Origin of the sequence: Pontibacter ruber, assembly GCF_023630205.1 — a bacterium.
Lineage (GTDB): Bacteria > Bacteroidota > Bacteroidia > Cytophagales > Hymenobacteraceae > Pontibacter > Pontibacter ruber.
Map to the genome: position 1 here is coordinate 85,374 of NZ_JALPRR010000002.1, position 25,516 is coordinate 110,889.

Below are 25,516 nucleotides of genomic sequence, written 5' to 3' on the forward strand. Positions count from 1 at the left end.
GGGTTTGTTTAAAGTACTTTGTTTTTCAAAGTGATTATGCAAAAAATAAATTTACTGCTCAGCTTCCGGCAAATGGTGTTCCAATAATGCCCACAGCAAGTTCAGCCCAAATTAGGAAGAGCATTACCAGGAGAGCTGCCAAGAGCATGATGCGGTCTTCTGTTTTGTGTACCTTCCGCAATACCAGCTCACACAGAAAGCCGGTGCCGAGCAGCAGAATTCCCATGACAACGAAATCGAACAAGCCCCAATTCACTTCATCAGTAAACTGCATGGCAATTAATGGAATGGATAATAGGAGTGCTACGGTGAGCACAATGCCGGTAAATCTTTTGTTTTGCGTGATCATAATGGTATCTCCTTTTTAATGAATTTGAGTTATTGAATTGCGGTATCTCATCTCGCCGTTGTTGGTGTTCTCACCAACAACTTATACTGCAGCGGTCATCGTGCTTGCTGGTGAAAACACACAGCAAGGGCCACTAGAGCAGCAGTCTTTAAAAACCAAGTTGTATGTCGTGTTTAAGTCTTCTACTATGCAGTATCAGATACTACTTAAATCCGAACAGCAGCGGGAAGAGGAAAACCACCACGATGGTCCAGGCAAAGTAAACCGGTAGGTACAGCACAATGGACCTGCCGACTTCGGTGATGACGGCTTTATTCGTAGCCGCTTTGAACAGCATTACGGTCACGATCAGCAGATGAATCAGTATCAGCACGTTGCCGCCTAGCACCGCCACCCGGTTAGGTGTAATGCCCCACTCCGAAATCCGGAACGAAATAGCGGAAAGCGCAATGCCGTTTACCACCACCGTAACGACTGAAAGCAGCAGCAGTACCCACACGCTCCAGCCAGATCTTTCCTGGGCAGAGCTTTCGGCGACAGAAAAGAAGATCAGCGCCATCACCCCGATCAGCAGCACGTTAAACAACAGCAGGAATTCCCGGTCGTTGTAAGGGTCTTTTCCAGAGTAGATAATGGCACCCAGGTAAATCACCAGCATCACCAGAACCAACGGACTGAACAGCTTTGCAATTACCGGCGATACTTTGTTTACCAGCTGCGGATTTGTTTGAGTAAGATACGTAGCAAGTATAGGTACAGCCGGCAGCCCGAAAGCCACGATGTACTCAAAGTAAAACTCCTCAATCTGGAATCCGATCAGGGCAAATAAGCCGATCGTTATGCCTGTCATCAGCACGCCGGCTATGACCAGCAGCGCCGACATAACGGCCAAATCGCCGTTAAAGCGCAGGTAGTCGAGGCGCTTTGTAGAGTTGCCGAGCTCCTCGCCTGCAAACGAGACCCCAAGTATAACCCACAGCAGCAATGGCAAATGAATACAGGCAAGGATCAGCGTATCGCTTTGGGGGTTGTTTGGCAGGAAATTGATATACAGCAGGCAAACAGCTACAGCGAAGCTGATAAACGCTATTTTACTGTCTGATATCTTGTTCTTCCAGGCGAAGTAGGCAGCCAAAAAGGGAAACACCAGAAAGCCGATGTTTCGCGGATAATAGAATTCTTCACTGATAGGAAAGATGGCGGGCAGTTTGGCAAGTATACCTGCTACCAGAGAGGCAAGTATAACAAACAGGAATTCACTTCTGGATCCCCAGGAAATATCCTCGGAATCATAGCTGAGCCTTTCATGCCAGAAATCAGCCAGGGCGTTGCCTCTCAGCTCCGGGTACAATGCGCTGAACTCCCGTTTAAAAGGTGTCTTATTGCTACGATACAGCCTTTCGAGTTGCCTCGGATCGTTAAGGTGGGAGAGGATTTCGCTTCTCATAAATTTATACTTTGATACTTTTTAAGAATTTTTCTGTCCTGATCTCAAAGCCTTTCAATCCCACATGGTGCCGGCCAAACCCAGCACAGTGCCAAGCCACAGCCCAACCAGGTATACCACAATGCTCAGAAGAATGGCCAGCGTTCTGTTGAAGCCGCGGGAGGCCTGATACTCCATTAATGCGTAAAATGCACCACCCATGGCACCGGCCAGAGGCGTAATGATCAAAGGCCGGATCATCCAGTACTTTCCCCATTCCGGATGCGGTTGATCCACTCCAAATACAAAAAAGGAAATGACGAGTAAAGCAATTCCTGCGCCCACTAAAACAGGTTTGACTACTGATACCCGATGCATAGGCTGGTTGTGTGATTCGTTTTGCTGTCTCATAATTTTATGTTTTAAGTTGATGATCAATCTGGTTTTACTTTAAAGTACTTTGAGTTGCAAAGTATAGCTATAAAAAAATTAGTCGCTTTGCCGGTTGTTTAAAATTAACTGCTCCAGCGCATCTAAGTGGCTTTTAAATGCTTCGCGGCCGGCTTCGGTGGCGTGGTAGGTAGTGTTGGGTTTGCGGCCCACGAACTGCTTTTCCACGCGTAGGTACTCTGCTTCTTCCAGCGCACGCAGGTGGCTGGCCAGGTTGCCATCGGTCAGTTGCAGGGTTTCTTTCAGGGTATTGAAATCAACCTTGTCTTCCACCATCAGCACCGACATAATGCCAAGCCTCGCCCTGCTTTCAAAGGCCTTGTTTATATTTTCAAGATACTCTTTCACAGGGCTGCTAGCGTTCGTATTTAAAGTACATCAGGGTGCCATACACGATGTGCAGCACACCAAACCCGATGGTCCAGGAAAGCAAACCATAACCAATAAAAATGCCGGAAGCCAAACCAAGTATAATCTCGCAGATGCCCAGGTAACGAATATCGCCAAACGTATACTTGCTGCCATTGATCAGGGCCAGACCATAGAAAACAAGCATGGCAGGTGCTACTAAATATAAAATGCCGTGGTAGAGCAGGATAGCACAGAAAATACCGCCTGCTGCCAGCGGAATAGCCAGGTTCAGCAGCAACCGCTGTGATTTGCTGTCCCAGATGCGCAGGTTATTTTTGCGGGCCCGGCGGGCTGTAAAGTATGATGCAGAGCCAAAGGCAAGTATAAGCACGCCAAGCGCTACAGCAAGCATAAACTGGATGTTGGTCCAGGTAAGGGCGGTGCTGTAGTCGTGGTTGTAGCGGATATTGTACTGCACGAAATGCCACTTCACGACGGCTGCCCCGGTAAGTGCCGACACGCCCGCCGCGATGCCGGACAAGCCGCTGAGCGAGATAAAGCGGGAAGAGCGATCCATGATGTTGCGGATCTCGTGCAGGGCTTCTAACTGGTCGTGCTGCTGATTCATGCTAAAGTACTTTGAGTTTCAAAGTTACTAGGGGTTTACGTAATGTCAAGAGCAGCGGCTATAAATATTTTCTTTTTCTATACCTAGAGTTTCTGAATGTGCAACCCTTCTCCTAAACCCTAGTTAAACTTACCACTTACAGCGTTCATACATAATGGCAGACACTTACTATAAAAATAAAACCATACTGATCACAGGTGGTGCGCAGGGCATTGGCCTGGGCATGGCTGAAGCCTTTGCAAAAGCAGGAGCTAGTGTTATCATCACCGACCAGGACGAGGAAGCAGGGCAGCAGGCGCTGAAGCGTTTGCAGGACCAGCAACTTGCTGCCCGGTTTATACTTTGCGACGTAAGTTCCGAAGCACACGTAAAGGCACTCATGCAGCAGGTAGGAGAGAAGTATGCCCAACTCGACGGCCTCATCAACAACGCCGGCTTAGCCGATCCTTTTATGGGAACGCTGGAGGAACTGGATGTGGAGCGCTTCGACAAGGTACTGGCTGTGAACCTGCGCGGGCCGCTGCTTTGCAGTAAGTATGCGCTGCCGCTGCTCAAAAAAGCAGCACACCCGGCTATACTTAACATTACCTCCACCCGGGCGTTTATGTCAGAGCCTGATACGTTTGGTTACACGGCCTCTAAAGGCGGGCTGGAGGCGCTCACGCATTCGCTGGCAGTGAGCCTTACCGATCCGTTGATCCGGGTAAATGCCATTGCTCCAGGCTGGATAGAAGTTGGCCCCTGGCAGAAAGAAAGCGAAAAGTACGAGCCGCAGCACAGCCAGCAGGACAAAGCGCAGCACCCTGTCGGTCGGGTAGGCACACCGGAAGACATTGCCCAGGCAGCCCTGTTTCTCTGTTCCGATAAAGCCGGCTTCATCACCGGCCAAAGCATCACCATAGACGGCGGCATGACCGTGAAGATGATCTATGTGTGAAATGGTTGTATTGTTAAATTGCTGATTGTTGTTTTTCTACGGTGTGCAAAGGCCGCTTCCTATGAGTGATAGCTTTCAACTTTCTAACTTTCTGCCCTACTCCGCCCTTGCTGCGTGTATTCACCAGCTAGCACTACAGCCGCTGAAGTATAAGACAGTTGAAGTATAAGTTGTTGGTGAAAACACCAACGACGGCAGAACAACGCCGATACAGGCAGTCACACAATGGACTTCTTTGATTTAACCATCCAACAATGCAGTAATTTAGCAATCAGAAAATCAGCAGATTAAGCTGATCAACAATTTAGCATTGCAGCAATTCAGCAATAAACATTAACCTTTCGGGCCTTCATTTCGGTAAACTATAAGCAACGATTTTGATACGTATGATGGATTCTCCTTATAGCCCTGTTTTGCTTTATGTTACCGATCCGATGTGTGCCTGGTGTTATGGTTTTACACCCGTCATCAGGCGACTGCGTGCGCTGTGGCAGGGCAGGCTCAAAGTGGAGGTTATTTTAGGAGGGCTAAACCCTTACGCTGAAGAACCTCTTACCCGCGAACAGAAAGAGAAGCTGGCAGTTAGCTGGCACCGGGTGCAGACCAGAACATCGTTGCCCTTCAACTATGGATTTTTCTTACGGAACGGCTTCGTTTACAACACCGAGCCTGCCAGCCGCGCCTTGCTGGTGGTGCGTCAGATGCGGCCGTTATTAACCCTGGAGGTACTGCGGGCGCTGCACTCTGCTTTTTATGTGGACGGTGCCGACCTGACCAATCCCTATGTGCTGGCACAGCTGATCAGGCCTTTCGGTATTCGCGAAGACGTATTCCTGACGCTGTTCGAGTCAGACGTGATCATGGAGCAAATGGAGGGGGAATTTGATTTCGTAAACACGCTGGGTGCTAAAAAACTGCCAAGCGTTTACATAGAAGGTCCGGCAGGGCCCGAGCTGCTTGCCACAGGCTTTTGCCAGCTCGACGAACTCGAAGAACTCCTGCTCAAACGGCTCGAAGAAGTATAACAGGAGCTGTCGAAGTATACTTTTTGCATGCGCAACTATAAACACATGTAATAGCTTTTTAATTGGTAGCTGTAAACTAAGCTGGCGTACTAAATTTGCTCTATATTTAGATTTTAGTATATTGTGCCGTAAATATCTAATGCGCTAAAGAGACAGCTGCCAAAAAATGAAAAGCAAAACCGCCTTTAATCAGGTAGACGAATACCTGGAAAAGCTGCCCCATGAAAAGCAGGTGCTTGCCCAGGCTGTGCGTCGCATCATTCATAACACGGTTGCACACCTCGAGGAGTGCGTGCGCTGGGATATTCCCTGTTATTTCTTTTACGGGCCGGTTTGCTACTTCGCATCATCCCGCAGCGGCATTCACTTCGGGTTTTTCCGGGGCAAGGAGCTTGCTGATCCGGCAAGGCGCCTGGTTAGCCGCAACGGGCAAATGCCGCATATCAAGGTGCGCTCCCTGGAAGACATCGACGAGCTATACTTCGCCGACCTGATCCGCGACGCCGTTTCACTTAACCAGAACTAAAATCAGGCGTGCAGCTTTGCTGGCTGCATACTTCCCCCGGCAGTTCCAGTTCCACGGTTACATGGTGTATGTCCATATTGGCCATGGCAGCACGGATACGCTGCTTTACTTCTTCCGCCTGCTGCAGTTGCAGGTTTCCTTCCACCACGGCATGTAAAGTCAGTACATGGTGCGTACCATCCAGCGACCACAGGTGCAGGTCGTGTACCGAACGGATATCAGGCAATTGTTCCAGCCGCTGCTGTAGCCTGGTAAGGTCTATCTGGGCAGGTGTGCCTTGCAATAAGATGTTCAGGCTCTGGCGCAGGTTGCCCACCACGTTGTAAAGCACATAGGCAGTTATCGCAACCGAAAGCAGCGGGTCTATTACAGGTACATCAAAGAAGTATAAAACCACACCGCCTACCAATACGGCAATCCAGCCCAGCACATCTTCCAGCAGGTGCAGCATGGCCACGCGCTCGTTTAGCGTGTTGCCTTTCTTCAGGCGCAAAACCGCCAGGCCATTTACCAGCACACCCAGCAGCGCAAAGCCGATCATACCGGGTGCGTTTACCGGCTCCGGGTTCAGGATGCGTGGTATAGCCGCCGATAGCACCAGCACAGAGCCCACCAGCAGAATCACAGAGTTGATAAATGCCCCCAGCAGCGAAAACCGCTTGTACCCGTACGAAAAAGCCTGGTCTCCGCCCCGACCTGAGAGCCGCTCAAAATACCAGGCCAAGCCGAGCGCCAGCGAGTCACCCAGGTCGTGGAGGGCATCCGAAAGTATGGCCATGCTGTTGATCCAGAACCCGCCAATGATTTCGACGATAGTAAAACTAAGGTTCAGGAAAAAGGCCAGCCGTATGTTATCGCTGGCATGATGATGATGGTGGTGATGGTGCCCGTGATGATCGTGATGTGCATGTGCCATAGCTATAGAAACGAAATCGGTAAGGTATAAGATACCCGGGCGGGCGCAACAAACCTTAAGTTAAACTGTTAGCCAACTACTTTGTACATTTGCAGCGAAGGGTAGTTGTTTCGGAACGGCACCAACAGGCAGGCGCGTGCTGCTGTACGCAGGTAAAGGTTTGGCAAAAAAAATATACTATGAGAATACTACTGGTCGAAGATGAACCCAAAGTTGCTTCCTTTATCAAGAAGGGGCTGGAAGAGCAGGCATACGAAGTAGACCAGGCGTATGACGGATTGTTCGGTGTGAAACTGGCCCTGCAGAACGAGTATGATCTCATTATCCTCGATATTATTCTGCCCAACCTGAATGGCCTGGATGCCTGCCGCGAGATCCGGAAACACAACGCAAATGTCTCGATCCTGATGCTGACCGCTTTGGGCACTACGGACGATAAGATCACAGGCCTGGATGCCGGTGCCGACGATTACCTGACCAAGCCTTTCGAATTTAAGGAGCTGCTTGCCCGCATCAGGGCACTTACCCGGCGCTCAAACGATAACAGCAGCAGCGAAAAGCTATCGCTGGCCGACCTGGAAATGGACCTGGCCAAAAAGACCGTAACCCGCAGCGGAAAACCCATCAACCTGACCGCACGTGAATTTGCCTTGCTCTATTACCTGCTCCGCAACCAGAACCGTGTGGTGTCGCGCGTGGATATCACGGAAAATGTCTGGGAAACTTCCTTTGATACAGGCAGCAACGTAATCGATGTGTACATCAACTTCCTGCGTAAGAAAATAGACAAAGGCTTCCCGACAAAGCTCATACATACGTTGGTAGGGATGGGGTATGTGCTAAAAGAACAAGACGACGTATGAAAATCCGCTCCCGCTTAACGCTTCAGTTTGCCGGCATCTTCGCCCTCATTCTCACTCTTTTCTCGCTGGTGATCTATTACTTTACCTCCCTTTACCGGCAGGACGATTTCTATAACCGCATTGAGCGGCGTACGGAGGCTTTGGCAGCCCATGTGCTGGAGGCTGATGAAGTAGACTCCGCAAGGCGCCGCAAAAACGAGATAGAATATTACCACGAACTGCCCTATGAGATGGTAAGGGTATACCGGACCAACGGAGAGCTTATTTTCTCGAATGGGAATGGTGTGCTTAACGTAGAGCAAAACCTGCTGGACCGCGTGCAGCGCCAGAAACTTGTAACCCTGGAGCAGGGGGTACGCCAGATTGTGGGCAAGTACTATACCGATAACCAGGGCGAGTTTGTGCTGATTGCCTCCTCTGTAGATGCCTACAGCCTGCGCAAGCTGCAGCACTTAAAAGTTATTCTGATCGTAGGTTTCCTGGGGTCGCTGGTGATCGTGGTGCTGGCGGGCTGGGTTTTTGCGAAACAGGCGCTTCGGCCCATCACCAAGGTGGTGAGCGAGGTAGAAAAGATCAGTGCCTCAGACCTGCACCTGCGCCTGAGCAATGCCGATGGCAAAGACGAGCTGTCGCACCTGGCCAAAATATTCAACAACATGCTGGACCGCCTGGAAACTGCATTTGAAATGCAAAGCACGTTTGTATCGAATGCATCGCACGAGCTGCGCACGCCGCTGACCGCCATGATCGGTGAGTTGGAAGTGGCCCTGATGAAGCCCCGTGAGCCGGAAGAGTATAAGCGGGTGCTGCAGTCCATGCTGGAGGATGCCCGTTTGCTGACCGAACTTTCCAACGGATTGCTGCAGATCGCACAGGCTAGTATAGATTCGTCCAAGATCAGTTATACGTACCTCCGCTTCGATGAGCTGGTCTGGATGGCCCGCGACCAGGCCGTAAAGCGGCAGCCCAACACCCATTTCGATATTAACTTCGAAGAGCTGCCCGAAGATGAAGACCGCCTGATGGTAAAAGGCAACGAGGCGCTTTTGCTGATTGCTATCGTGAACGTACTGGAGAATGCAGCTAAGTTCTCGCCGGCCGGCCATCCGGTTTCGGTGCTCATCGCTGCGGACAAAGAACGTGTGCTGTTGAAGGTACGGGACAAGGGGCTAGGCATCGCCAAGGACGACCTGAAGCATGTTTTTGTGCCTTTCTTCAGGGCTTACAACGTGCGCAACATTACCGGGCACGGGATCGGGTTGCCTCTTACAGAGCGTATCCTGAAACTGCACAGAGGCAGTATTTCGGTGCACTCCATCATACACGAGGGTACCGAAGTGGTGGTTACATTGCCCCAGGCCTACAGCTTTGTTCCGGCTTAATCTGCATTTTAATCAAATTTTAATAAGGTTTTAATTCCCTGTTAATGTTGCAAAAGTAGCTTTGCCAACATTAGGTGAGTAAAATGTCTTATGTTCCTGCACTCCTCTTGCCAAGGGTGCGGGAGCCTAGGGCGCATAAAGCAGGAAAAAAAGTCTTATGAAATCAAATACAGGTACTATTAATTACATGTCCCGCCTTAGCAAGGATTTTCCGGCGGGTTTGGTAGTGTTTCTTGTTGCACTTCCACTTTGTCTGGGTATTTCCCTGGCATCCGGTGCGCCATTGTTTGCTGGTATTGTAACAGGTATTGTGGGCGGCCTGGTGGTCTCCTGGCTCAGCGGCTCTCAGTTAAGTGTAAGCGGGCCGGCTGCGGGCTTAACAGTGATCGTGCTGAACGGAATCGAAACACTGCAGACCTACGAAGCATTTCTGCTTGCCGTAGTGCTGGCCGGGGTGCTGCAACTGGTGCTGGGCTTTTTGAAGGCTGGTGTAATCGGTTTATACTTTCCATCTTCCGTGATCCGGGGCATGCTGGCCGCCATTGGCCTTATTCTTATTCTGAAGCAGATACCACATTTTATGGGTGCAGATGACGATTTCTTCGGAGATATGAATTTTCTGCAGCCCGACGGGCGTACCACTTTCTCGGAACTGGGCCATGCTTTTTCAGCCATTAACCTGGGCGCCTTGCTGGTGGGTATTATCTCCCTTACCATACTTCTTGCCTGGGACACCGCCTTCCTGAAGCGTTTTAAGTTCTTCAAGCTGGTGCCGGGTGCTCTTATCGTGGTGCTGGTATCTGTTGGCCTGAACTTTCTGTTTATCAATTCCTTTCCGGAGCTGGCCATTGCCAGCAGCCATCTGGTAAGCCTGCCGGTTATCGGCAGTGTGCAGGAATTGGGCAACGAATTGCGCCTGCCGGATTTCAGTGCTTTTGCTAATCCGTCGTTGTACGTAGTGGCGTTTACCATTGCCATCATTGCCAGCCTCGAGACGCTGCTGAGCGTGGAGGCCGTAGATAAACTGGACCCGCACAAGCGGCGTACACCCACTAACCGCGAACTGAAAGCGCAGGGTATGGGTAACATCATTGCCGGTATGCTGGGCGGCCTACCAATGACTGCCGTGATCGTGCGCAGCTCTGCCAACATTGCCGCCGGTGGCGAAACAAAAGTATCTGCTTTTATCCATGGCGTGTTCCTGCTGCTGTCGGTCCTGTTCCTGGCCGGTTTCCTGAACCAGGTGCCGCTATCTGCGCTGGCGGCGGTGCTGCTGATGGTAGGTTTTAAATTAACCAAACCAAGCCTGTACAAGGGGCAGTTGAAGCTGGGCGCTGAGCAGTTCATCCCGTTCATTGTTACCATCATTGCTATCCTGTTTACCGACCTGCTGATGGGTATCCTGATCGGTCTGGCAGTAGGCGTGTTCTTTATCCTGAAGGCCAACTATAAATCGCCGTACTTCTACCACAAAGAGGAGCAGAAAGACAAGGAGATTATCCGTATCCAGTTAAGCGAGCACGTATCGTTCCTGAACAAAGCCAGCATCGTACTCACCCTTGATCATTTGCCGCAGAACAGCCACGTGATCATTGATGGCGATAAAACGGAGTTCATCGATTACGATGTGCTGGAGGCCATACAGGAGTTCAAGAAGACGGCACATGAACGCAACATCAAAGTAGAGATAAGGAACATAGCGGATGTACAGGTGCTGGACATGCACTAAAAGATCAATATGGAGTAAACTATAAAGAACAACTAAGCATACATACACAACATGAAAAAAATACTGGCAAATAATAAGAAATGGGTAGCGGAGAAGCTGAGCGAAGATCCGGATTACTTCAATAAGCTGGCCTTAGGGCAGGAGCCGCGTTACCTGTTTATCGGTTGCTCCGACAGCCGTGTTCCTTCTTCAGCTATTACGGGTACGGGCCCGGGCGAAATGTTTGTGCACCGTAACATTGCCAACCTGGTTGTGCACTCCGATATGAACCTGCTCTCCGTATTGCAGTATGCCGTGGAAGTGCTTAAAGTAAAAGATATTATCGTTTGCGGCCATTACGGATGTGGCGGTGTAGCAGCAGCTGCCAGCAACAAACAGTTTGGCCTGATCGATAACTGGCTGCGCAATATCAAGGATGTGATGCGCCTGCACGAACGTGAGGTGATGAGCATCTACGATGAAGAGACCCGCCTGCGCCGCCTGGTAGAGCTGAACGTGATCGAGCAGGTACACAACCTGTCCAAAACGTCCATCATCCAGAATGCCTTGCTTTCAGATAACCCGCCAAGGTTGTACGGCCTGGTGTATGATATCAAGGAAGGTTTGCTGCGCGACCTGAAAGTGGATGTGGAGGGCTTCAAGCGCTATGAGCACATCTATAACGTGACCGCAGACAATGTACAGGCAGAAGCTGTACAGGAAGAGAATACTACTACCTAATACCTGACTTTTTTTCCGGCTGAAGCCCCTGCTCTTGCAGGGGCTTCTTTATTTTGCCGGTGGTGTATGCTTTATACTTGTAAGGGCAATAAAAAAGCTCCGCTTACGGCGGAGCTTTTTCAATAAAGGTCTTTTACTATTAACGGCCACCCAACAGGTAGCTTGCCATCAAATAGAAAGTAGAATTGCGTACCTGGCGGTTTTCCAGGGTATTTTCATCGCCAATCTTTTTAAGGCCGCCGTTATATCGTAGTTCCAGGCCCAGGCCATTGGTGGCGCGGAATCCAAGACCTGCTGCATAACCCAAATCGATCTGGTAGGGGTCATCGGTGATCTCTCTTTTTACAGTAACAGTGGTGCTGCTGTTGTTTGGCGTTGTATCGGTGATGCGGCGTGCTTTGGCAATAAACGAAACCTGCGGGCCAAGGTCAATGAACAAACCGCCCTGCGAGAGGTGGAGCAGTACCGGCACATCTACATAGTTTAACCTGTACTTGTCTTCGATGTTGTTACCGCTTGCCTGGTACTCGAGCACAGCGCCTTTAGAAGTATAAAGTGCCTCTACCTGCACACCGATGATCTCAGTAATGTGTTGTTGCAGCATCAGGCCTGCTGTATAGCCAAAACGGTAATTAAAATTTTTTGCATCATCGCCTTTAAAGCTAGCATAGGTTGCACCGGCCTTGATACCCAGTTGCTGGGCAGATCCGACGCTGGCTATCAAAGCGAAACTAACTAATAGGATAAGTTTTTTCATGGTAAGTAGTGATATGTAAATTGCACTTGAAACGATCAAAGTAAGCTAAAAGATACTTCCCGAACTAACCCAAATTATACTTTCCTGTGGTATAACAACCTTCAAGGCTGAATGTCAGCTAAATGCAAAAAGCCTCTCTGCTAAAACAGAGAGGCTTTTTCTGTGGAATCACATCCACTATTCTATTTAAGAAAATCCGTAGCTTCTGTTTAGAAACACAGAAGGGCTAACGGGTGTGTTTACCATTCATAGTCTCTTCTTGAAGAAGAACCATAGGAGTATGGAGGTCCGCTATAGGTGCCGCTGCTGTAAGAAGAAGAGGAGCTGCCGTAACGGTTATAGTCGTTGTCACGATCGCGCATCTCATCCATTCTTCTTCTGCGTTCTGCTTCTTCGTCACCGAACCAGGATTTTACCTCATCTCCGGCACGCTCAAAGAAGCCTCTGTCATGTCTGTCTCTGTCGTAGTCGGTGCTACTACCGTAGCCACCGCTGGTAGTGTAGCCAGTGCCATAAGTACTCAAGCCGTATGAGCCGCTGCCGCTGTTGCCCCAGCGGTCGCTGATGCGGTTACGTATTTCGTCTCTTCTTTCGTCTCTGTTGTCCCAGCGGTCACTGATGCGGTTACGTATTTCGTCTCTTCTTTCGTCTCTGTTGTCCCAGCGGTCGCTGATGCGGTTACGTATTTCGTCTCTTCTTTCTTCTCTTCTGTCTTGCCTTTCGTCTCTTCTTCTGCGGCGTTCTGCGTCATCGTCACCGAACCAGGATTTTACCTCGTCGCCGGCACGGTCCCAGGTATCACGGCCACTGTGGCGGTCTCTATCCCATCTGGAGCCTGTCCAGCCAGAATGGGAGCCATAGTCAGATGATCCTGAGCCAGCTGATCTGCCATAGGTAGAAGTATGTCCGTGACCGGTATCTGAATACGTGTCGCGGGCAGATCCGAAGCCACCTGCTCTGTTGCTGTAAGAGCCACGTGAGCTGCCTGAACTGCTGCCTAAGCCGTAATCGTCGGATGAATAATAGTTACGACCGGAGCTTCTGGTCTCTGATCGGTAATTGTCATTGTACGGGTTATAACCCGAGTTTTCATAGCTTCTCATAGCATTGTAGTTTTTGGTTGTACTTAAATTTTTTACTCAATAAAGAGCCACAAGATTTTGCAATCCTGCCTTCACTTTTTACGAGAGCAGGGGCTTAAAGTTATCCAACACAGCCTGTATCAGGTGCATGTGTTTTGTTGTTATCATTTGAATCATACTATTTTAGCTGCTATCCGAGGTATAATTTGCCCGTTGCAGGATCCTCCTAAAAAAAGATGAAAATGGAAGCGCTCTGAACCCGTTCGGGATTACCACAAACTGATGTCTAAAATTTTATGCAGCTGGTTTGAACTCAGTTGGAAAGGCAGATGTTTTAATGACTTTGCTTCCTGTTTTATACGAGAAGTATACGTTGCCTCGTTATTTATAAGAGACAGAAACGATGGTGTTGGCTGTGGCAGGCTCAAATGTAAGATTTCACATAAGAAGGATATTGCTGCTGTTGACCCACCTGGTGCGTGTGTGAAATCAACTTTAGTCAATAATCAATAGTATGAAATTTAAAGCAGTACTGGCTTCGGCATTTGCTATGCTTTCGCTGACAGCCTGTGAAGATCTATTTGAGGGAGGAAGTCTTCAGCCTGACGGGTCGAAGCCTGACCTGGTGATCAAAGCTCCTATGAGCAACCAGTCTTTTACCAAAGCGCAGGGAGTGCCCCTGATCTTGAGCATCGTCGACAAAGACGAGGTGAAAGACCTGGAAGTGATCATAAAAAGTGCAAACAGCGAAACCGAACTCACCCGGTTTCATCTGCCAACTGAAAAGAGTGTGGTGGAACTGGATACGATTTTGACAGCGGCCAGCTATGTAGCCGGTACCTACAACCTGACAGTAAACGTAACCGACAAGCGTACGAACTTCTCTACCAAACAAGTGCAGTTTGTGGTGAAGTAAACCTGTTGTAAGAAAGTATAAAAGAAGGGCAACTATAGTTTTATAGTTGCCCTTTTGCTTTTTAATCGAACTGGTAGACGATCTGCCCCTGTTCGTTTATGATGAGGGCGGCATCGAAGGTGTTGCCGGTTTTGGCGGAAGTGAAGCCTTTTATTTTCGGTGTTTTGCCTTTCAGTAGTAAGGTGCTGATCTGCTTTTCGGAGATCTGTTTGCCACCCATTTCGAAGGGAACCTTGAACTCGCAACCCTCACGGAAGCGGCTGCAGCCGTAAGCGGTTTTGCCTTTCAGCAATTTGCCCTGCTTGCAGCGCGGGCATTGGGCAAACGGATCGGCAGCGGGAGCCTTTTCTGCTTTCTCCAGCACTACCTGGTGCGCTGCATCCAGCTTCAGGGTAGCATCGAAGCTTTCGCCTGCCTCTGTTTTCAGGCCTTTTATCACGCCGGTTTTGCCTTTGCTGAGCAGGGTGGTTACCTGCTTTTCAGTCAGCGGCTTGCCGTGCTGCTCGATCGGGATGAGGAAGCGACAGCCCTCTTTAAAGCGGATACAGCCGTAGGCTTTGGAGCCTTTTACTATATGGCCTTCTTTGCAGGCAGGGCAGGAGCCAAGTCCTGCAGTGGCAGGAGCCGCCGGTTTTTCGGCTTTGGCAGCTTTGGGTTTGCTGGCTTTAGCAGCAGGCTCGGCGGCGGCAGGCGCTTCCAGGGTAACCGTGGCGCTGTCGTACTTTACTTCCTGCACCAGGTCTATCACAAACTGCTGAAGTTCCTGCAAGAATGCCTCTGCTTTAAAAGCGCCGCCTTCGATCTGGCGCAGCTTGCGTTCCCACTGGCCCGTCATCTCCGCCGATTTCAGCGTCTGGTTCCGGATCACGCCAATCAGGTCAATGCCCATTTGGGTGGGGATGATCTTTTTCTTTTCCTTGCGGATGTACTGTCGCTTGAACAGGGTCTCGATGATGGCAGCGCGGGTAGAAGGGCGGCCGATGCCGTTCTCTTTTAGGGCATCTTTCAGCTCTTCGTCTTCTACCTGGCGACCGGCGGTTTCCATGGCCCGCAGCAGTGTGGCTTCGGTGTATTCCTTGGGTGGGTTGGTCATCTTCTTGTCCAGCAGCGGCGCGTGTGGCCCGTGCTCGCCGATCACAAAGTTGGGAAGTATACCAGCGGTTTCTTCTTCCTCTTTGTTCTCGCCTGGGTTGCCGGTCGGTTCCGGCTTGATGTCTTCGGCACCGTAGAGCACGCGCCAGCCCGGCTCCAGTATCTGCTTGCCACGCACCCTGAACGTATAACCAGCCGACTCCGCCGTAACCGTGGTGTTGCTCACGATACAGTCAGGGTAAAAGGCGGCAATAAAGCGGCGGGTGATGATGTCGTATACATCGCCCTCACGGCCGTACAAACCGCTGGCGTTTGCCCCGGTCGGGATGATGGCGTGGTGGTCGGTAACTTTATTGTTGTTGAATACTTTTTTGCTCTTGCGGATCTTGCTTTGCAGCAGCGGCGCCACTTCCTGGCTGTAGTTGCCCAGCCCCTGCAGGATGCCCGGTATCTGCGGGTAAATATCGTCAGGCAGGAACACGGTATCCACACGCGGGTACGACACTACCTTTTTCTCGTACAAGCTCTGCACAGTTTTGAGGGTTTCGTCGGCGGAGAGGCCCAGCTTGTTGTTGCACTCGATCTGCAGCGAGGTCAGGTCGAAAAGCTTAGGCGGTGTTTCGGTGCCTTTCTTTGTCTCAACATCTGTAATGGTGAGCTCAGCTTGCTGGATGGCCTCGAGTATCTTCTGTGCTTCTTCCTCTTTCTGAAAACGGCCGTTGGTGCTGGAAAAAGTCGTGTCGCGGTAAATGGTTTTGAGCTCCCAGTATGGCTGCGGCACAAAATTGGCGATCTCGTGGTGGCGGTTCACCAGCATGGCCAGCGTCGGCGTCTGCACCCGACCAATGGAAAGTGTCTGGCGGCTGCCGTTGGCATACTTCAGCGTGAACAAACGCGTAGCATTCAGACCGAGCAGCCAGTCGCCGATGGCGCGGCTTTTGCCAGCCTGGTAGAGCAGGTCAAACTCAGAGCCTTCGCGCAGCCGGGCAAAACCCTGACGGATGGCGTCTTCGGTCAGCGAGGAGATCCAGAGGCGCTTAAACGGTTTTTTATACTTGGCCTCGGTCAGTACCCAGCGCTGGATCACTTCCCCTTCCTGGCCGGCGTCACCGCAGTTGATCACCTCTTCTGCATTGTCGAGCAGCTGCTTGATGATCTTGAACTGCTTTTGCACGCCGCTGTCGTTCATGAGCTTGATGCCATAACGCTCGGGCAGCATGGGCAGGTCGTAGAGGCTCCAGCGCTTCCACTCGGGGCGGTAGTCATCTGGCTCACGCAGGGTGCAGAAATGCCCGAAGGTCCAGGTTACCTGGTAGCCGTTGCCCTCGTAATAGCCGTCTTTACGGGTTTTGGCACCCAGCACGGTGGCTATTTCGCGGGCTACACTTGGTTTTTCAGCAATACAGACTTTCAAGCGAATAAGTATGTTAGGGTTTACTACAGAAGTCAAATTTACGGTTTTTACGCCGGAAATCCGAGCCAAAACCGCATACGTGCGTATGGCCGGAAATGCATAACTTGCCGCCGGAATCAAAACCAGCAGCCACCATGAAAGTAAGCGGATTTACCTTTGTCCGGAATGCAATCAAGTATGATTATCCTGTTGTAGAGGCCATTGAGTCGATACTTCCGATATGCGACGAAGTGGTGGTGGCCGTGGGCAAATCCGAAGACGATACATTGGGACTCATCCAAAGTATAAATTCCCCGAAGATCCGCATCATCGAAACCGTGTGGGACGACAGCCTGCGTGAAGGTGGCCGTGTGCTGGCCTTGGAAACCGATAAGGCTTTTGCTGCCATTTCACCGGACTCGGACTGGGCCTTTTACATACAAGGCGATGAAGTGCTGCACGAGCAATACCATGCTGCGGTACGCGAGGCGATGGAGAAGTATAAGGACGATCCGAGGGTTGACGGGCTGCTGTTTGGTTACAAGCACTTTTATGGCTCTTATGACTACGTGGGCGAATCTCTGCGTTGGTACCGCCGCGAGATACGGGTGGTGCGCAACCGCAAAGACATCTACTCTTACCGCGACGCGCAGGGCTTCCGCAAAGGCGATAACCAGAAGCTGAACGTCAAGCTGATAGACGCTGAGATTTACCACTACGGCTGGGTGAAAGATCCCAAAGCCATGCAGGGGAAGCAGGAAAGTTTCGGTAAACTATGGCACTCCGATGAATGGATGGAGCAGCACATTGCCAAGGCCGAGGAGTTTGATTATTCCGGTATCGATGCATTGGGGCTGTTTAAAGGCACACACCCGAAAGTGATGCAGGAACGCATTGCGCGCACCAACTGGAAGTTCACCCACGACCTGAGCCGCAACCAGTATCGCTTTAAGGATAAGGTTAAAATGTTAGTGGAGAAGTTGACCGGCTACCGCATAGGAGAGTACCGCAACTATAAAATTGTATAGGTTTATACTTGCTTGTAAGCCAGTAGGTAAAGTATAGCCGGCCTTTTTCTAACACATCCTGCAAAGGCCACATTGAAACATAGTGCAAGTGCTGTTGGTATAGCAGGTAAAATACTACAGTAACGAACCTATGTCATGAACCATACTTTATACCTGCGCTGGCTGGGCATACTTATGCTGCCGCTAACGCTGTTGCTGCAGGGCTGCGAAAAATTTGAGTACAGCCCGTACGAGGTACGCCTCGACAGCGACGAAAAGAACATCAACCAGCGCAACATTGAAAAGATACAGGCGCTCCAGATTTCCCCTTCCGACACGCTTCGATTTATACTTACCGCCGACTCCCAGGGCTTTTATGAAGAGAATGAGATTCTGGTAAACCACATCAACCAGCACCACGCCAACGCCGATTTCCTGCTGCTGGGCGGCGATGTCACCGACTTTGGCCTGGTAAAGGAATTTACGCTGGTGAACGACGAGTTCAAAAAGCTCAAAATGCCGTACGTGGCGGTGGTGGGCAACCATGATGCCGTGAACAACGGCAAAGAAGTTTTCCAGGCCATGTACGGCAAGTTTGATATCAGCTTTGAGGTGGCCAACAAGAAGTTTATACTTTTAAACACCAACCACCTTGAGTTTGACAAGCAGGTACCGGACTTGGTTTGGCTGGAGAACGAGCTGAAGGGCACCGAGAAGTATAACCAGGTGTTTGTGCTTTCGCACATTGCGCCGCGTAGTCCTGAGTTCGGACCGGAAAAGGCAAAGATTTACGAGTCGCTGCTGAGCCAGTACAACGTCGATTTTTCGCTGCACGGGCACAGCCACAAGTATAGCCAGTACTTTGCCTCGGACAACAAGGTGCCTTACATGGAGGCCGGCTCCACCGAGAAGCTGGAATACGTGGTGTTTACCGTAACGCCGGATAAAGTAAGTTTTGAACGCGTACAGATCCAGAATCCCTAAATGAAAACGATACGATTGCTCCTGACCCTGTTGTGCCTGGCTGGCTTTGCCGGCGGTACACATGCCCAGGCACCTACAGATACAACTGCCGGTAACCCTCGAAAATGGTATGCGCCGGATGGCCTGGTGCTGCAGTTTGCCGGTAACATTGGTATGTTTTCGGGTGGCGCCAGCTATAGTTTTGCCAAAGATAAGATCAATACCGACCTGGTGTACGGCGCGGTGCCGAAGCTCGATGCCCAGGAAATGCTGCACATCCTCACGCTGCGGGGCATTTACAAGCCCTTCAAAAAAATACCTCTGGACGATAAGTATAGCCTGACGCCGTTGCGCTTTGGGCTTGGTGTCAGCTACTATTTCCGCGACCAGGTATCTACTAAGTGGAGCAAAGATTACCCCGATGCCTACTACTGGTGGGTGAGCAGTCTGCGCATGACGGGCAGCCTGGGCCTTGGCATTAACCGTAGCATCCGCAACAGCAAAATAAAGGAAGTGAGCCTTTATACCGAAGCCGGCACCTACGACCTCATCGTTACCTCGGCCGTAAAAGACAAAACCCTCGGCCCCTGGGATATCATCAACTTTTCGGTAGGAACACGTGTGGCCTTTTAAGGATGGTTTTATATTTTGCAGAACGTTAAACAAACAAGCAGATGCAGCCACTTGGAAAGTATATTGTTATCATCGGGGTGATCGTTGTTGTGATTGGGCTGATCGTATGGCTGGCAGGCGACAAACTGAACTGGTTCGGCAACCTGCCCGGCGATATCCGGGTGGAGCGCAGGAACTTTCGTTTCTACATGCCCATCACCACCATGATCCTGCTCAGCCTCCTGCTTTCGCTGTTGTTGTGGGTATTCCGCCGTTTCTTTTAAGCACAGGTTATACTTTATACTTTCGGCATTGACCATACTTTGCTAACTTGCCCGGGTATAAGCCACCAACCTTTATGCCGAAAATCAAGCTGCACAAAGACATCATAGCCTTCCTGACGATGGGGCTGGTCTTCCTGTTGCTGTGGCTGTTTTTCTGATCTGCGCACATGTTCTTTATACTTTCCAAAACGCTTCACCTGTTGCTGGCGCCCCTGCTCTGGATCGTGCTCCTTTTGCTGCTGGGCTTGTTTTTGAAGTCGGAGCGGGTAAAAAGAGGGTGCCTGGCAGCAGGTATAGGGTTGCTGTTGTTGCTTACCAATCCATTTCTGGCGAACCTGGCCTGGCGCACCTGGGAAGTGGACGCTGTTCCGGTTGCAACGCTTGGGGAGTATGATGCGGCCATTATTCTGACGGGCGTAACGGGCACAAAGGAGCACATCCCCGACCGGATCCATACCTACAAAGGGTCAGACCGTTTTCTGCACCCGCTGATGCTGTACCGGTTAGGTAAGATCAAAAAGTTTATCGTAACAGGCGGCACAAGCAAATTGCTGCGAAAAGAAGTGCCGGAGGCAGTGCAGATCAAGACGCTGCTGATGCAGGCAGGTGTGCCGGCGCAGGATATTATCACGGAATCACGGAGCCAGAACACCTACCAGAATGCGCAGAACACAGCCATACTTCTGAAACAACACCCGGATCTGCAGCGACTGCTCTTGGTTACGTCCGCCTTCCACATGCGCAGGGCAGCTGCCTGTTTCAGCAAGGCCGGCATAAAAGCCACTTCCTTTAGTACAGATTTCTACTCCAACGTACCTCGCTACACCCCCGATGAACTCTTCATTCCCAGTGCCTATGCCTTTTCCAACTGGCACCTGCTCATTCACGAAATAGCCGGTTACGTGACGTACAAGCTGATAGGGTATTGTTAAATTGTTAAATTGTTGATTGCTTGTTGTTTGTTGTCTTCCTTGCCCTTGCTGCGTGTTTTCACCAGCAAGCTCGACGGCCGCTGAAGTATAAATTGTTGGTGATAACACCAACAACGGCGGACAGGAATTCCCCTCTTGGGAGGGGAAGGGGTGGGTTAACAATCAACAATTAAACAATTCAGCCAATCAACAATTTATCTTACCCAACCCAGATACTCTTCTGATTCACAAACTCCCGGATGCCGATGTAAGACAGCTCGCGGCCGTATCCAGATTTCTTGATGCCGCCAAAAGGCATTTCAGGTGAAGATGCCACCAGCGCGTTCACGAAAACAGCGCCTGATTCTACCTGGCGGGCTACTTTCAGGCCGCGTTCCTTGTCTTTCGTCCAGACAGAGCCGGCCAGGCCGTAGCGGTGGTCGTTGGCAAGGTTGATCGCTTCCTGCTCGTCTTTTACGATCATTACGCTGGCAACCGGTCCGAACATTTCGTCTTCATAAGCAGGAGTGCCGGGCTTTACGTTCTTGAGGATCATCGGCTTGAAATAGGCGCTGTTCTTGTCGGAGCGGCCACCTTCCAGCACCACTTCGGCGCCTTTTTCAATGGTTTCCTGTACCTGTTTTTCCAGTTCTTCGGCCAGGTCTACGCGGGCAAGCGGGCCGTAGTCGCATTCTTCCTCCAGCGGGTTACCGGTTTTAAGGGCAGCCATTTTCTGCTTCATTTGCTTCAGGAAATCGTTGGCTATACTTTCCACCACAATAAAGCGCTTGGCGGCAATGCAGCTCTGCCCGGTATTTACCATCCGCGACTGCACCGCTATAGATGACGCCTGCTCCAGGTCGGCATCTTCCAGCACGATAAAGGGATCGCTGCCACCCAATTCCAGCACCGTTTTTTTGATCTGCTGGCCGGCTTTTTCAGCCACTTTTGATCCTGCCATTTCACTTCCTGTCAGCGTAACCGCTTTTACAATATCATTCTCGATTATGGCATCCACATCCTTCGACTCTACCAGCAGCGACTGGAACACGTTTTCAGGGAAACCGGCTTCTCGTATCACTTCTTCAATGGCCAGCGCGCATTGCGGTACGTTAGACGCATGCTTCAGCACCCCTACATTGCCTGCCATTAGTGCCGGAGCAGCAAACCGGAATACCTGCCAGAAAGGGAAGTTCCAGGGCATTACGGCGAGTACCACACCCAACGGCTCATAGGAGATCAGGCTGCGCGAAGCACTCGTTTCGATTTCTTCGTCTTTCAGGAAGTCGGCTGCATTTTCGGCATAGTAACGGCAGGCACTCGCGCACTTTCTTACCTCCCCAATCGCAGCTTTCAGGGGCTTGCCCATTTCCAGTGTAATGATCCGGCCATACTTTTCCGCATCCTGTTCCAGCAGGTCGGCGCACTTGTTCATGTAGCGGGCACGCTCTTCAAAACCGGTTTTCTTCCAGCTCTGAAAAGCCTCCTGGGCAGCTTCCAGTTTCCGGTTCACTTCTCCGGCAGATAATGCCTGAAAGGTCTCGATTACTTCGTTTGTTGCGGGGTTCAGGGTTTGTATAGCCATGCGTTCTGTTCAATAGGTTTGGTGTAAATATACGGAAGGCTCCTTATTGCGGGCGAGTACATGGAGCAGAAAGCGATATCTTATACTTTGGCTTCCGGTAGCGGTAAATATTGCTAAATTGCCGTAGGTGTGCCGCGCCTGCGTATTATCAGAACAATGCCGGCACTGGGCTGTTCTTTTGTTCGGGCACTGGCCTTGCTAATTTTTATACTTATCATACTTACCACTTATAAATGGAAAGCACTTATTATAATCCTGCCGATCTGAAGAAGTTTGGAAATATTACCGAGTTACAGCCTGAAATGGGGCGCAAGTTTTTCGATTATTATAACGAAGTTTTCAAAGAAGGTGCCCTGACCGAGCGCGAAAAAGCCCTGATCGCGCTGGCCGTATCACATGCCGTGCAGTGCCCTTATTGCATCGATGCCTATACTTCCGGCTGCCTGGAAAAAGGCGCTGACGAAAACCAGATGATGGAAGCTGTGCATGTGGCAGCTGCTATAAAAGGCGGCGCAGCCCTGGTGCACGGTGTACAGATGATGAACAAGATCAAAGAACTGTCGATGTAGCGTATGGCGTTTGCAACCAAATCGCTTAAAGCACAGCATCACCAGTTTGCCAACCCGGCTTTTCAGCTGGATGTGCTGCAGCAGCCCTTGCATGGGGAGCCGTTTCCGTTGTTTTCGGAGCGCCTGCAGCAGCACGGGCTGTTCCCGCTACGGCCGGTAGGCACTACCATTCTGCAGGTAAATGTAGGCAAGATGTGCAACCAGACCTGCCGCCACTGCCACGTAGATGCCGGCCCCGACCGCAAAGAAATTATGACGCGCGATACCTTGCAGCTTTGCCTAGATGTTCTGGCGCAGGCCCCGCAGCTCACCACCGTGGACATTACCGGCGGTGCCCCGGAAATGAACCCGGATTTCCGTTGGTTTGTGGAGGAGCTCTCGAAGCTGAACCGGCAGGTGATCGTGCGCTGCAACCTCACGATCATACTTGCCAACAAGAAGTACCATGACCTGCCCTTATTTTTTAAAGAAAACTGGGTGCAGGTCGTATCGTCATTGCCATACTTTCAGGCCTCCCGCACCGATGCCCAGCGCGGCGAAGGCGTGTTCGAGAAATCAATAAAAGCATTGCAGTTGCTCAATGAAGTAGGTTATGGCAAGGAGGGAAGCGGACTGAAGCTGGACCTGGTCTACAACCCATCGGGGGCTTTTCTGCCGGCCAGCCAGAAATCGCTGGAGGCGGAGTTCAAGCGCAGGCTGCGCAGCGGCTACAGCATCGAGTTCAACAACCTGTTTTGCATCACTAACCTGCCCGTGAGCCGTTACCTCGATTACCTGGTAGAAAGCGGCAACTACGAAAGCTACATGGAGAAACTAATCAGCGCCTTTAACCCGGCAGCAGCCGCTAACGTGATGTGCCGCAATACCATCTCGGTTGGATGGGATGGTTACCTCTACGACTGCGATTTTAATCAGATGCTAGAGCTTGGCGTGGAGCCGGGTGCACCGCAGCATATCCGCGACTTTAACCTGGCGCAGCTGGATGCCCGCAACATCGTGCTGAACCAGCATTGCTACGGGTGCACGGCAGGCGCAGGCTCCAGTTGCGGCGGCGAAACGGCAGGTTGAATCTTTGAAGTATAGCAACAACCAGTAATGTTCCCCTCCTTAGACTACCGAGAACGCGAGTTCGAAGGTAGCGAGCGTAGCTCTGAGGGGGTAGGGGTGGTTGGATAGCAGCAACTATGAATTTTATACTTGCAACATGCGGAAGCTCCCTCTTGGCTCAGTCTTTTAGTTCTAGAACCCTGGCGCGAATCTCAGATTCGTGACCTAACAACAAGCTTGAGTCTCTGACTCAACCGGGCCAGAGGCCCACACCATAGCTAGTCACGAGCGAGGACGCTCGCGCCATGGTGAGAACGATGGAAGTATAACATCAAGAATAGTAAAAGCCAATTCCCCTCTTGAGAGGAGTAGGGTGTGTTTTTACTTTGGGTTTACCGAAAAGACGTCTGACAGCAAATGCAACCGTGCCGTGTATTTCCGGGTCACAGTATAAACCATCTAAAAAAACATGAGATACACAGCCCTGCCATCGTTCATTCTAATCCTCTTTGCATTCTTATCCAGTGGATGCGATGAAGAAGAGGACATAAGCTGCATCAGAGATTGTACCGACCAGTACCTTGCACAAAACAACATGGTCAGGTACCGGGGAGAAGAAATAGGCTGTAAATCTTTTCTGAGCTTGTATGAGTACAAAAACAAACAATATTACCTGCTGGGTAACCATTGTGCCGATATGGTAAGCTATCCGACAGACTGTGATGGAAACAAGCTGTGTGAAAACGGAGAGGACAGCGAATGCAGGGAGTTTTACAAAAGTGCCCGGTACATCGGGATAATTGGAATCAAAGAATAAAGCACGCCACAAAACTTGGAGTGCACAATCAAACCTTGGTAGGACCGTGGATATGAAGAAAACAATCTGCTTGATCGTGATGCTCTGCACGGGCCTGTTGCTGAACGCCTGCGGACAGACAACAGACCAGGCCTATGCACTGATGCTACGCGGGCTGTACAAAGAATCGGTGCCTACGGTGAGTGTGCAGCAGCTGAACCAACAGCTGCAGCAGAAAAAAGCACCTGTTCTGATCGATGCCCGCTCCGAAGCAGAGTATAAAGTCAGCCACATTGCAGGAGCCCGCTTTGCGGATTACGACACGTTTAAGCCTTCGCAACTGAAAGACGTACCAAAGCATACGCCAGTGGTAGTATACTGCTCGGTTGGCTATCGGAGCGAGCGGGTAGGGGAGCAACTGCTCAAAGCTGGTTACACCAATGTACACAACCTGTACGGCGGCCTGTTTGAGTGGGTGAACCAGGGAAACCCGGTGTACAACAATCGGGGCAAGACAGACAAAGTACATGCCTATTCCCGAAGCTGGGGGGTGTGGCTACAGAAAGGAGAGAAAGTATATGAGTAGCAAAAACCTGTTGATGTTGTTTGTGCGCAACCCGGAGCTGGGCAAAGTAAAAACCCGCCTGGCAGCATCTGTTGGCCCTGAAGTTGCGCTGGAGATATACCTGCACCTGCTGCAGCATACCCGTACCGTTACCCAGAACCTGGCTGTAGATAAAGTGGTGTACTATTCTGATAAGATAGAAGAACAGGACATGTGGCCCGGCCAGCACTACCAGAAAAAGGTGCAGCCAGCCGGAGACCTGGGCGAGAAGATGGCTGCTGCCTTCTCCGAGGCTTTTGCCGCAGGCTATACTTCCGTCGTGATCATCGGGAGCGATTGCCAGCAGCTGACGCAGGAGATCATCGAAAAAGCCCTTCAGGAACTGCAGACACATGAGGTGGTAATCGGGCCAGCCCTGGACGGGGGCTACTACCTGCTGGGCATGAACCACCCGCACCCGGAGCTGTTCCAGAACAAACGCTGGAGCACCGAGCATGTATTCCCGGATACGCTCTACGACATCGAACGCCTGCACCTGTCGCACACGTTGCTGCCCAGCCTGCAGGATGTAGACCACCTCGAAGACCTGGAAGAGCCGGACCAGTGGCTGGGCTCCAACAGCTGATTCGTTTATT

General features: G+C 50.9%; 28 protein-coding genes. 18 read left to right on the forward strand and 10 right to left on the reverse strand.

Features of this window, described 5'->3' with window-relative positions:
• Positions 1–58: 58 nt before the first annotated feature.
• From MJ611_RS07200 to MJ611_RS07220, 5 genes are all read right to left on the reverse strand, one after another.
• Positions 59–349 (reverse strand): hypothetical protein, encoded by a 291-nt coding sequence (locus MJ611_RS07200; RefSeq protein ID WP_250428945.1) that lies wholly within the window; start codon positions 347–349, stop codon positions 59–61.
• Positions 350–551: 202 nt separating this feature from the next.
• On the reverse strand, positions 552–1,796 hold the full coding sequence (locus tag MJ611_RS07205; RefSeq protein WP_250428947.1) for a hypothetical protein: 1,245 nt from the start codon (positions 1,794–1,796) through the stop codon (positions 552–554).
• A 54-nt stretch (positions 1,797–1,850) separates the two neighbouring features.
• Positions 1,851–2,186 (reverse strand): potassium transporter KefB, encoded by a 336-nt coding sequence (locus MJ611_RS07210; protein WP_250428950.1) that lies wholly within the window; start codon positions 2,184–2,186, stop codon positions 1,851–1,853.
• A gap of 78 nt (positions 2,187–2,264) precedes the next feature.
• Positions 2,265–2,573, reverse strand: a complete 309-nt coding sequence (locus tag MJ611_RS07215; RefSeq protein WP_250428951.1) for a winged helix-turn-helix domain-containing protein — start codon at positions 2,571–2,573, stop codon at positions 2,265–2,267.
• 7 nt (positions 2,574–2,580) lie between these two features.
• A complete protein-coding gene (locus MJ611_RS07220; protein ID WP_250428952.1) occupies positions 2,581–3,204 on the reverse strand; it encodes a hypothetical protein in 624 nt (207 codons plus the stop codon).
• Positions 3,205–3,358: 154 nt separating this feature from the next.
• On the opposite strand from MJ611_RS07220, the gene MJ611_RS07225 reads away from it, so the two are divergent.
• The 3 genes from MJ611_RS07225 to MJ611_RS07235 all read left to right on the forward strand — a co-directional run bounded on the left by MJ611_RS07225 (position 3,359) and on the right by MJ611_RS07235 (position 5,692).
• Positions 3,359–4,141 (forward strand): SDR family NAD(P)-dependent oxidoreductase, encoded by a 783-nt coding sequence (locus tag MJ611_RS07225; RefSeq protein WP_250428953.1) that lies wholly within the window; start codon positions 3,359–3,361, stop codon positions 4,139–4,141.
• A gap of 386 nt (positions 4,142–4,527) precedes the next feature.
• Positions 4,528–5,166: a DsbA family protein gene (locus tag MJ611_RS07230; RefSeq protein ID WP_250428955.1), complete on the forward strand. Its 639-nt coding sequence runs from the start codon at positions 4,528–4,530 to the stop codon at positions 5,164–5,166.
• A gap of 166 nt (positions 5,167–5,332) precedes the next feature.
• Complete coding sequence (locus tag MJ611_RS07235) at positions 5,333–5,692, forward strand: DUF1801 domain-containing protein (RefSeq protein ID WP_250428957.1); 360 nt, start codon at positions 5,333–5,335, stop codon at positions 5,690–5,692.
• Here MJ611_RS07235 and MJ611_RS07240 read toward each other — a convergent pair.
• Entirely contained in the window at positions 5,679–6,608 is a 930-nt protein-coding gene (locus MJ611_RS07240; RefSeq protein ID WP_250428958.1) for a cation diffusion facilitator family transporter, read from the reverse strand. The two genes, MJ611_RS07235 and MJ611_RS07240, sit on opposite strands and share 14 nt — an antisense overlap.
• A gap of 179 nt (positions 6,609–6,787) precedes the next feature.
• On the opposite strand from MJ611_RS07240, the gene MJ611_RS07245 reads away from it, so the two are divergent.
• The 4 genes from MJ611_RS07245 (at position 6,788) to MJ611_RS07260 (ending at position 11,302) form a co-directional block, all read left to right on the forward strand.
• Entirely contained in the window at positions 6,788–7,471 is a 684-nt protein-coding gene (locus MJ611_RS07245; RefSeq protein ID WP_250428960.1) for a response regulator transcription factor, read from the forward strand.
• Positions 7,468–8,853, forward strand: a complete 1,386-nt coding sequence (locus MJ611_RS07250) for a HAMP domain-containing sensor histidine kinase (protein ID WP_250428961.1) — start codon at positions 7,468–7,470, stop codon at positions 8,851–8,853. Before MJ611_RS07245 ends, MJ611_RS07250 begins: the two co-directional genes overlap by 4 nt.
• Positions 8,854–9,010: 157 nt before the next feature.
• Positions 9,011–10,582 carry a SulP family inorganic anion transporter gene (locus MJ611_RS07255; RefSeq protein WP_250428963.1) on the forward strand — a complete coding sequence of 524 codons (1,572 nt, stop codon included), beginning with the start codon at positions 9,011–9,013 and terminating at the stop codon, positions 10,580–10,582.
• A 51-nt stretch (positions 10,583–10,633) separates the two neighbouring features.
• Positions 10,634–11,302, forward strand: a complete 669-nt coding sequence (locus MJ611_RS07260) for a carbonic anhydrase (RefSeq protein WP_250428965.1) — start codon at positions 10,634–10,636, stop codon at positions 11,300–11,302.
• A 139-nt stretch (positions 11,303–11,441) separates the two neighbouring features.
• Here MJ611_RS07260 and MJ611_RS07265 read toward each other — a convergent pair whose 3' ends face one another.
• Both MJ611_RS07265 and MJ611_RS07270 read right to left on the reverse strand, forming a co-directional pair.
• Complete coding sequence (locus MJ611_RS07265) at positions 11,442–12,059, reverse strand: porin family protein (protein ID WP_250428967.1); 618 nt, start codon at positions 12,057–12,059, stop codon at positions 11,442–11,444.
• A gap of 239 nt (positions 12,060–12,298) precedes the next feature.
• A complete protein-coding gene (locus MJ611_RS07270; RefSeq protein WP_250428969.1) occupies positions 12,299–13,162 on the reverse strand; it encodes an SWFGD domain-containing protein in 864 nt (287 codons plus the stop codon).
• A gap of 493 nt (positions 13,163–13,655) precedes the next feature.
• On the opposite strand from MJ611_RS07270, the gene MJ611_RS07275 reads away from it, so the two are divergent.
• On the forward strand, positions 13,656–14,057 hold the full coding sequence (locus MJ611_RS07275; protein ID WP_250428971.1) for a hypothetical protein: 402 nt from the start codon (positions 13,656–13,658) through the stop codon (positions 14,055–14,057).
• 61 nt (positions 14,058–14,118) lie between these two features.
• On the opposite strand, the gene MJ611_RS07280 is transcribed toward MJ611_RS07275, so the two are convergent.
• A complete protein-coding gene (locus MJ611_RS07280; protein ID WP_250428973.1) occupies positions 14,119–16,563 on the reverse strand; it encodes a type IA DNA topoisomerase in 2,445 nt (814 codons plus the stop codon).
• Positions 16,564–16,697: 134 nt separating this feature from the next.
• Here MJ611_RS07280 and MJ611_RS07285 point away from each other — a divergent pair, with 134 nt between their 5' ends.
• From MJ611_RS07285 to MJ611_RS07305, 5 genes are all read left to right on the forward strand, one after another.
• Positions 16,698–17,570, forward strand: coding sequence for a glycosyltransferase family protein (locus tag MJ611_RS07285; protein WP_250428975.1), 873 nt, complete (start codon positions 16,698–16,700; stop codon positions 17,568–17,570).
• A gap of 135 nt (positions 17,571–17,705) precedes the next feature.
• Positions 17,706–18,533 (forward strand): metallophosphoesterase family protein, encoded by an 828-nt coding sequence (locus MJ611_RS07290; RefSeq protein WP_250428977.1) that lies wholly within the window; start codon positions 17,706–17,708, stop codon positions 18,531–18,533.
• Positions 18,534–19,145, forward strand: a complete 612-nt coding sequence (locus MJ611_RS07295; RefSeq protein WP_250428978.1) for a hypothetical protein — start codon at positions 18,534–18,536, stop codon at positions 19,143–19,145.
• 41 nt (positions 19,146–19,186) lie between these two features.
• Complete coding sequence (locus MJ611_RS07300) at positions 19,187–19,408, forward strand: DUF2905 domain-containing protein (RefSeq protein ID WP_250428980.1); 222 nt, start codon at positions 19,187–19,189, stop codon at positions 19,406–19,408.
• 167 nt (positions 19,409–19,575) lie between these two features.
• Positions 19,576–20,340, forward strand: a complete 765-nt coding sequence (locus MJ611_RS07305) for a YdcF family protein (RefSeq protein WP_250428981.1) — start codon at positions 19,576–19,578, stop codon at positions 20,338–20,340.
• 199 nt (positions 20,341–20,539) lie between these two features.
• Here MJ611_RS07305 and MJ611_RS07310 read toward each other — a convergent pair whose 3' ends face one another.
• Positions 20,540–21,904 (reverse strand): NAD-dependent succinate-semialdehyde dehydrogenase, encoded by a 1,365-nt coding sequence (locus tag MJ611_RS07310; RefSeq protein WP_250428983.1) that lies wholly within the window; start codon positions 21,902–21,904, stop codon positions 20,540–20,542.
• 233 nt (positions 21,905–22,137) lie between these two features.
• On the opposite strand from MJ611_RS07310, the gene MJ611_RS07315 reads away from it, so the two are divergent.
• The 5 genes from MJ611_RS07315 to MJ611_RS07335 all read left to right on the forward strand — a co-directional run bounded on the left by MJ611_RS07315 (position 22,138) and on the right by MJ611_RS07335 (position 25,506).
• Positions 22,138–22,473: an arsenosugar biosynthesis-associated peroxidase-like protein gene (locus tag MJ611_RS07315; RefSeq protein WP_250428985.1), complete on the forward strand. Its 336-nt coding sequence runs from the start codon at positions 22,138–22,140 to the stop codon at positions 22,471–22,473.
• Positions 22,474–22,476: 3 nt separating this feature from the next.
• Complete coding sequence (gene arsS, locus MJ611_RS07320) at positions 22,477–23,541, forward strand: arsenosugar biosynthesis radical SAM (seleno)protein ArsS (protein WP_250428986.1); 1,065 nt, start codon at positions 22,477–22,479, stop codon at positions 23,539–23,541.
• 448 nt (positions 23,542–23,989) lie between these two features.
• The gene (locus tag MJ611_RS07325) at positions 23,990–24,337 is read left to right on the forward strand and encodes a DUF6970 domain-containing protein (protein WP_250428988.1); all 348 of its coding nucleotides are present in this window, start codon (positions 23,990–23,992) and stop codon (positions 24,335–24,337) included.
• 52 nt (positions 24,338–24,389) lie between these two features.
• Positions 24,390–24,902, forward strand: a complete 513-nt coding sequence (locus tag MJ611_RS07330) for a rhodanese-like domain-containing protein (RefSeq protein ID WP_250428989.1) — start codon at positions 24,390–24,392, stop codon at positions 24,900–24,902.
• Positions 24,895–25,506 (forward strand): TIGR04282 family arsenosugar biosynthesis glycosyltransferase, encoded by a 612-nt coding sequence (locus MJ611_RS07335; RefSeq protein WP_250428991.1) that lies wholly within the window; start codon positions 24,895–24,897, stop codon positions 25,504–25,506. The genes MJ611_RS07330 and MJ611_RS07335 overlap by 8 nt, the downstream gene beginning before the upstream one ends.
• Positions 25,507–25,516: the final 10 nt, after the last annotated feature.

Excerpts from the sequence above, each read along its gene's own strand:
- MJ611_RS07200 (WP_250428945.1), bottom strand. The coding sequence starts at position 349 with ATGATCACGCAAAACAAAAGATTTACCGGCATTGTGCTCACCGTAGCA.
- MJ611_RS07205 (WP_250428947.1), bottom strand. The coding sequence starts at position 1,796 with ATGAGAAGCGAAATCCTCTCCCACCTTAACGATCCGAGGCAACTCGAA.
- MJ611_RS07210 (WP_250428950.1), bottom strand. The coding sequence starts at position 2,186 with ATGAGACAGCAAAACGAATCACACAACCAGCCTATGCATCGGGTATCA.
- MJ611_RS07220 (WP_250428952.1), bottom strand. The coding sequence starts at position 3,204 with ATGAATCAGCAGCACGACCAGTTAGAAGCCCTGCACGAGATCCGCAAC.
- MJ611_RS07225 (WP_250428953.1), top strand. The coding sequence starts at position 3,359 with ATGGCAGACACTTACTATAAAAATAAAACCATACTGATCACAGGTGGT.
- MJ611_RS07230 (WP_250428955.1), top strand. The coding sequence starts at position 4,528 with ATGATGGATTCTCCTTATAGCCCTGTTTTGCTTTATGTTACCGATCCG.
- MJ611_RS07235 (WP_250428957.1), top strand. The coding sequence starts at position 5,333 with ATGAAAAGCAAAACCGCCTTTAATCAGGTAGACGAATACCTGGAAAAG.
- MJ611_RS07240 (WP_250428958.1), bottom strand. The coding sequence starts at position 6,608 with ATGGCACATGCACATCACGATCATCACGGGCACCATCACCACCATCAT.
- MJ611_RS07245 (WP_250428960.1), top strand. The coding sequence starts at position 6,788 with ATGAGAATACTACTGGTCGAAGATGAACCCAAAGTTGCTTCCTTTATC.
- MJ611_RS07250 (WP_250428961.1), top strand. The coding sequence starts at position 7,468 with ATGAAAATCCGCTCCCGCTTAACGCTTCAGTTTGCCGGCATCTTCGCC.
- MJ611_RS07255 (WP_250428963.1), top strand. The coding sequence starts at position 9,011 with ATGAAATCAAATACAGGTACTATTAATTACATGTCCCGCCTTAGCAAG.
- MJ611_RS07260 (WP_250428965.1), top strand. The coding sequence starts at position 10,634 with ATGAAAAAAATACTGGCAAATAATAAGAAATGGGTAGCGGAGAAGCTG.
- MJ611_RS07265 (WP_250428967.1), bottom strand. The coding sequence starts at position 12,059 with ATGAAAAAACTTATCCTATTAGTTAGTTTCGCTTTGATAGCCAGCGTC.
- MJ611_RS07270 (WP_250428969.1), bottom strand. The coding sequence starts at position 13,162 with ATGAGAAGCTATGAAAACTCGGGTTATAACCCGTACAATGACAATTAC.
- MJ611_RS07275 (WP_250428971.1), top strand. The coding sequence starts at position 13,656 with ATGAAATTTAAAGCAGTACTGGCTTCGGCATTTGCTATGCTTTCGCTG.
- MJ611_RS07285 (WP_250428975.1), top strand. The coding sequence starts at position 16,698 with ATGAAAGTAAGCGGATTTACCTTTGTCCGGAATGCAATCAAGTATGAT.
- MJ611_RS07290 (WP_250428977.1), top strand. The coding sequence starts at position 17,706 with ATGAACCATACTTTATACCTGCGCTGGCTGGGCATACTTATGCTGCCG.
- MJ611_RS07295 (WP_250428978.1), top strand. The coding sequence starts at position 18,534 with ATGAAAACGATACGATTGCTCCTGACCCTGTTGTGCCTGGCTGGCTTT.
- MJ611_RS07300 (WP_250428980.1), top strand. The coding sequence starts at position 19,187 with ATGCAGCCACTTGGAAAGTATATTGTTATCATCGGGGTGATCGTTGTT.
- MJ611_RS07305 (WP_250428981.1), top strand. The coding sequence starts at position 19,576 with ATGTTCTTTATACTTTCCAAAACGCTTCACCTGTTGCTGGCGCCCCTG.
- MJ611_RS07310 (WP_250428983.1), bottom strand. The coding sequence starts at position 21,904 with ATGGCTATACAAACCCTGAACCCCGCAACAAACGAAGTAATCGAGACC.
- MJ611_RS07315 (WP_250428985.1), top strand. The coding sequence starts at position 22,138 with ATGGAAAGCACTTATTATAATCCTGCCGATCTGAAGAAGTTTGGAAAT.
- arsS (WP_250428986.1), top strand. The coding sequence starts at position 22,477 with ATGGCGTTTGCAACCAAATCGCTTAAAGCACAGCATCACCAGTTTGCC.
- MJ611_RS07325 (WP_250428988.1), top strand. The coding sequence starts at position 23,990 with ATGAGATACACAGCCCTGCCATCGTTCATTCTAATCCTCTTTGCATTC.
- MJ611_RS07330 (WP_250428989.1), top strand. The coding sequence starts at position 24,390 with ATGAAGAAAACAATCTGCTTGATCGTGATGCTCTGCACGGGCCTGTTG.
- MJ611_RS07335 (WP_250428991.1), top strand. The coding sequence starts at position 24,895 with ATGAGTAGCAAAAACCTGTTGATGTTGTTTGTGCGCAACCCGGAGCTG.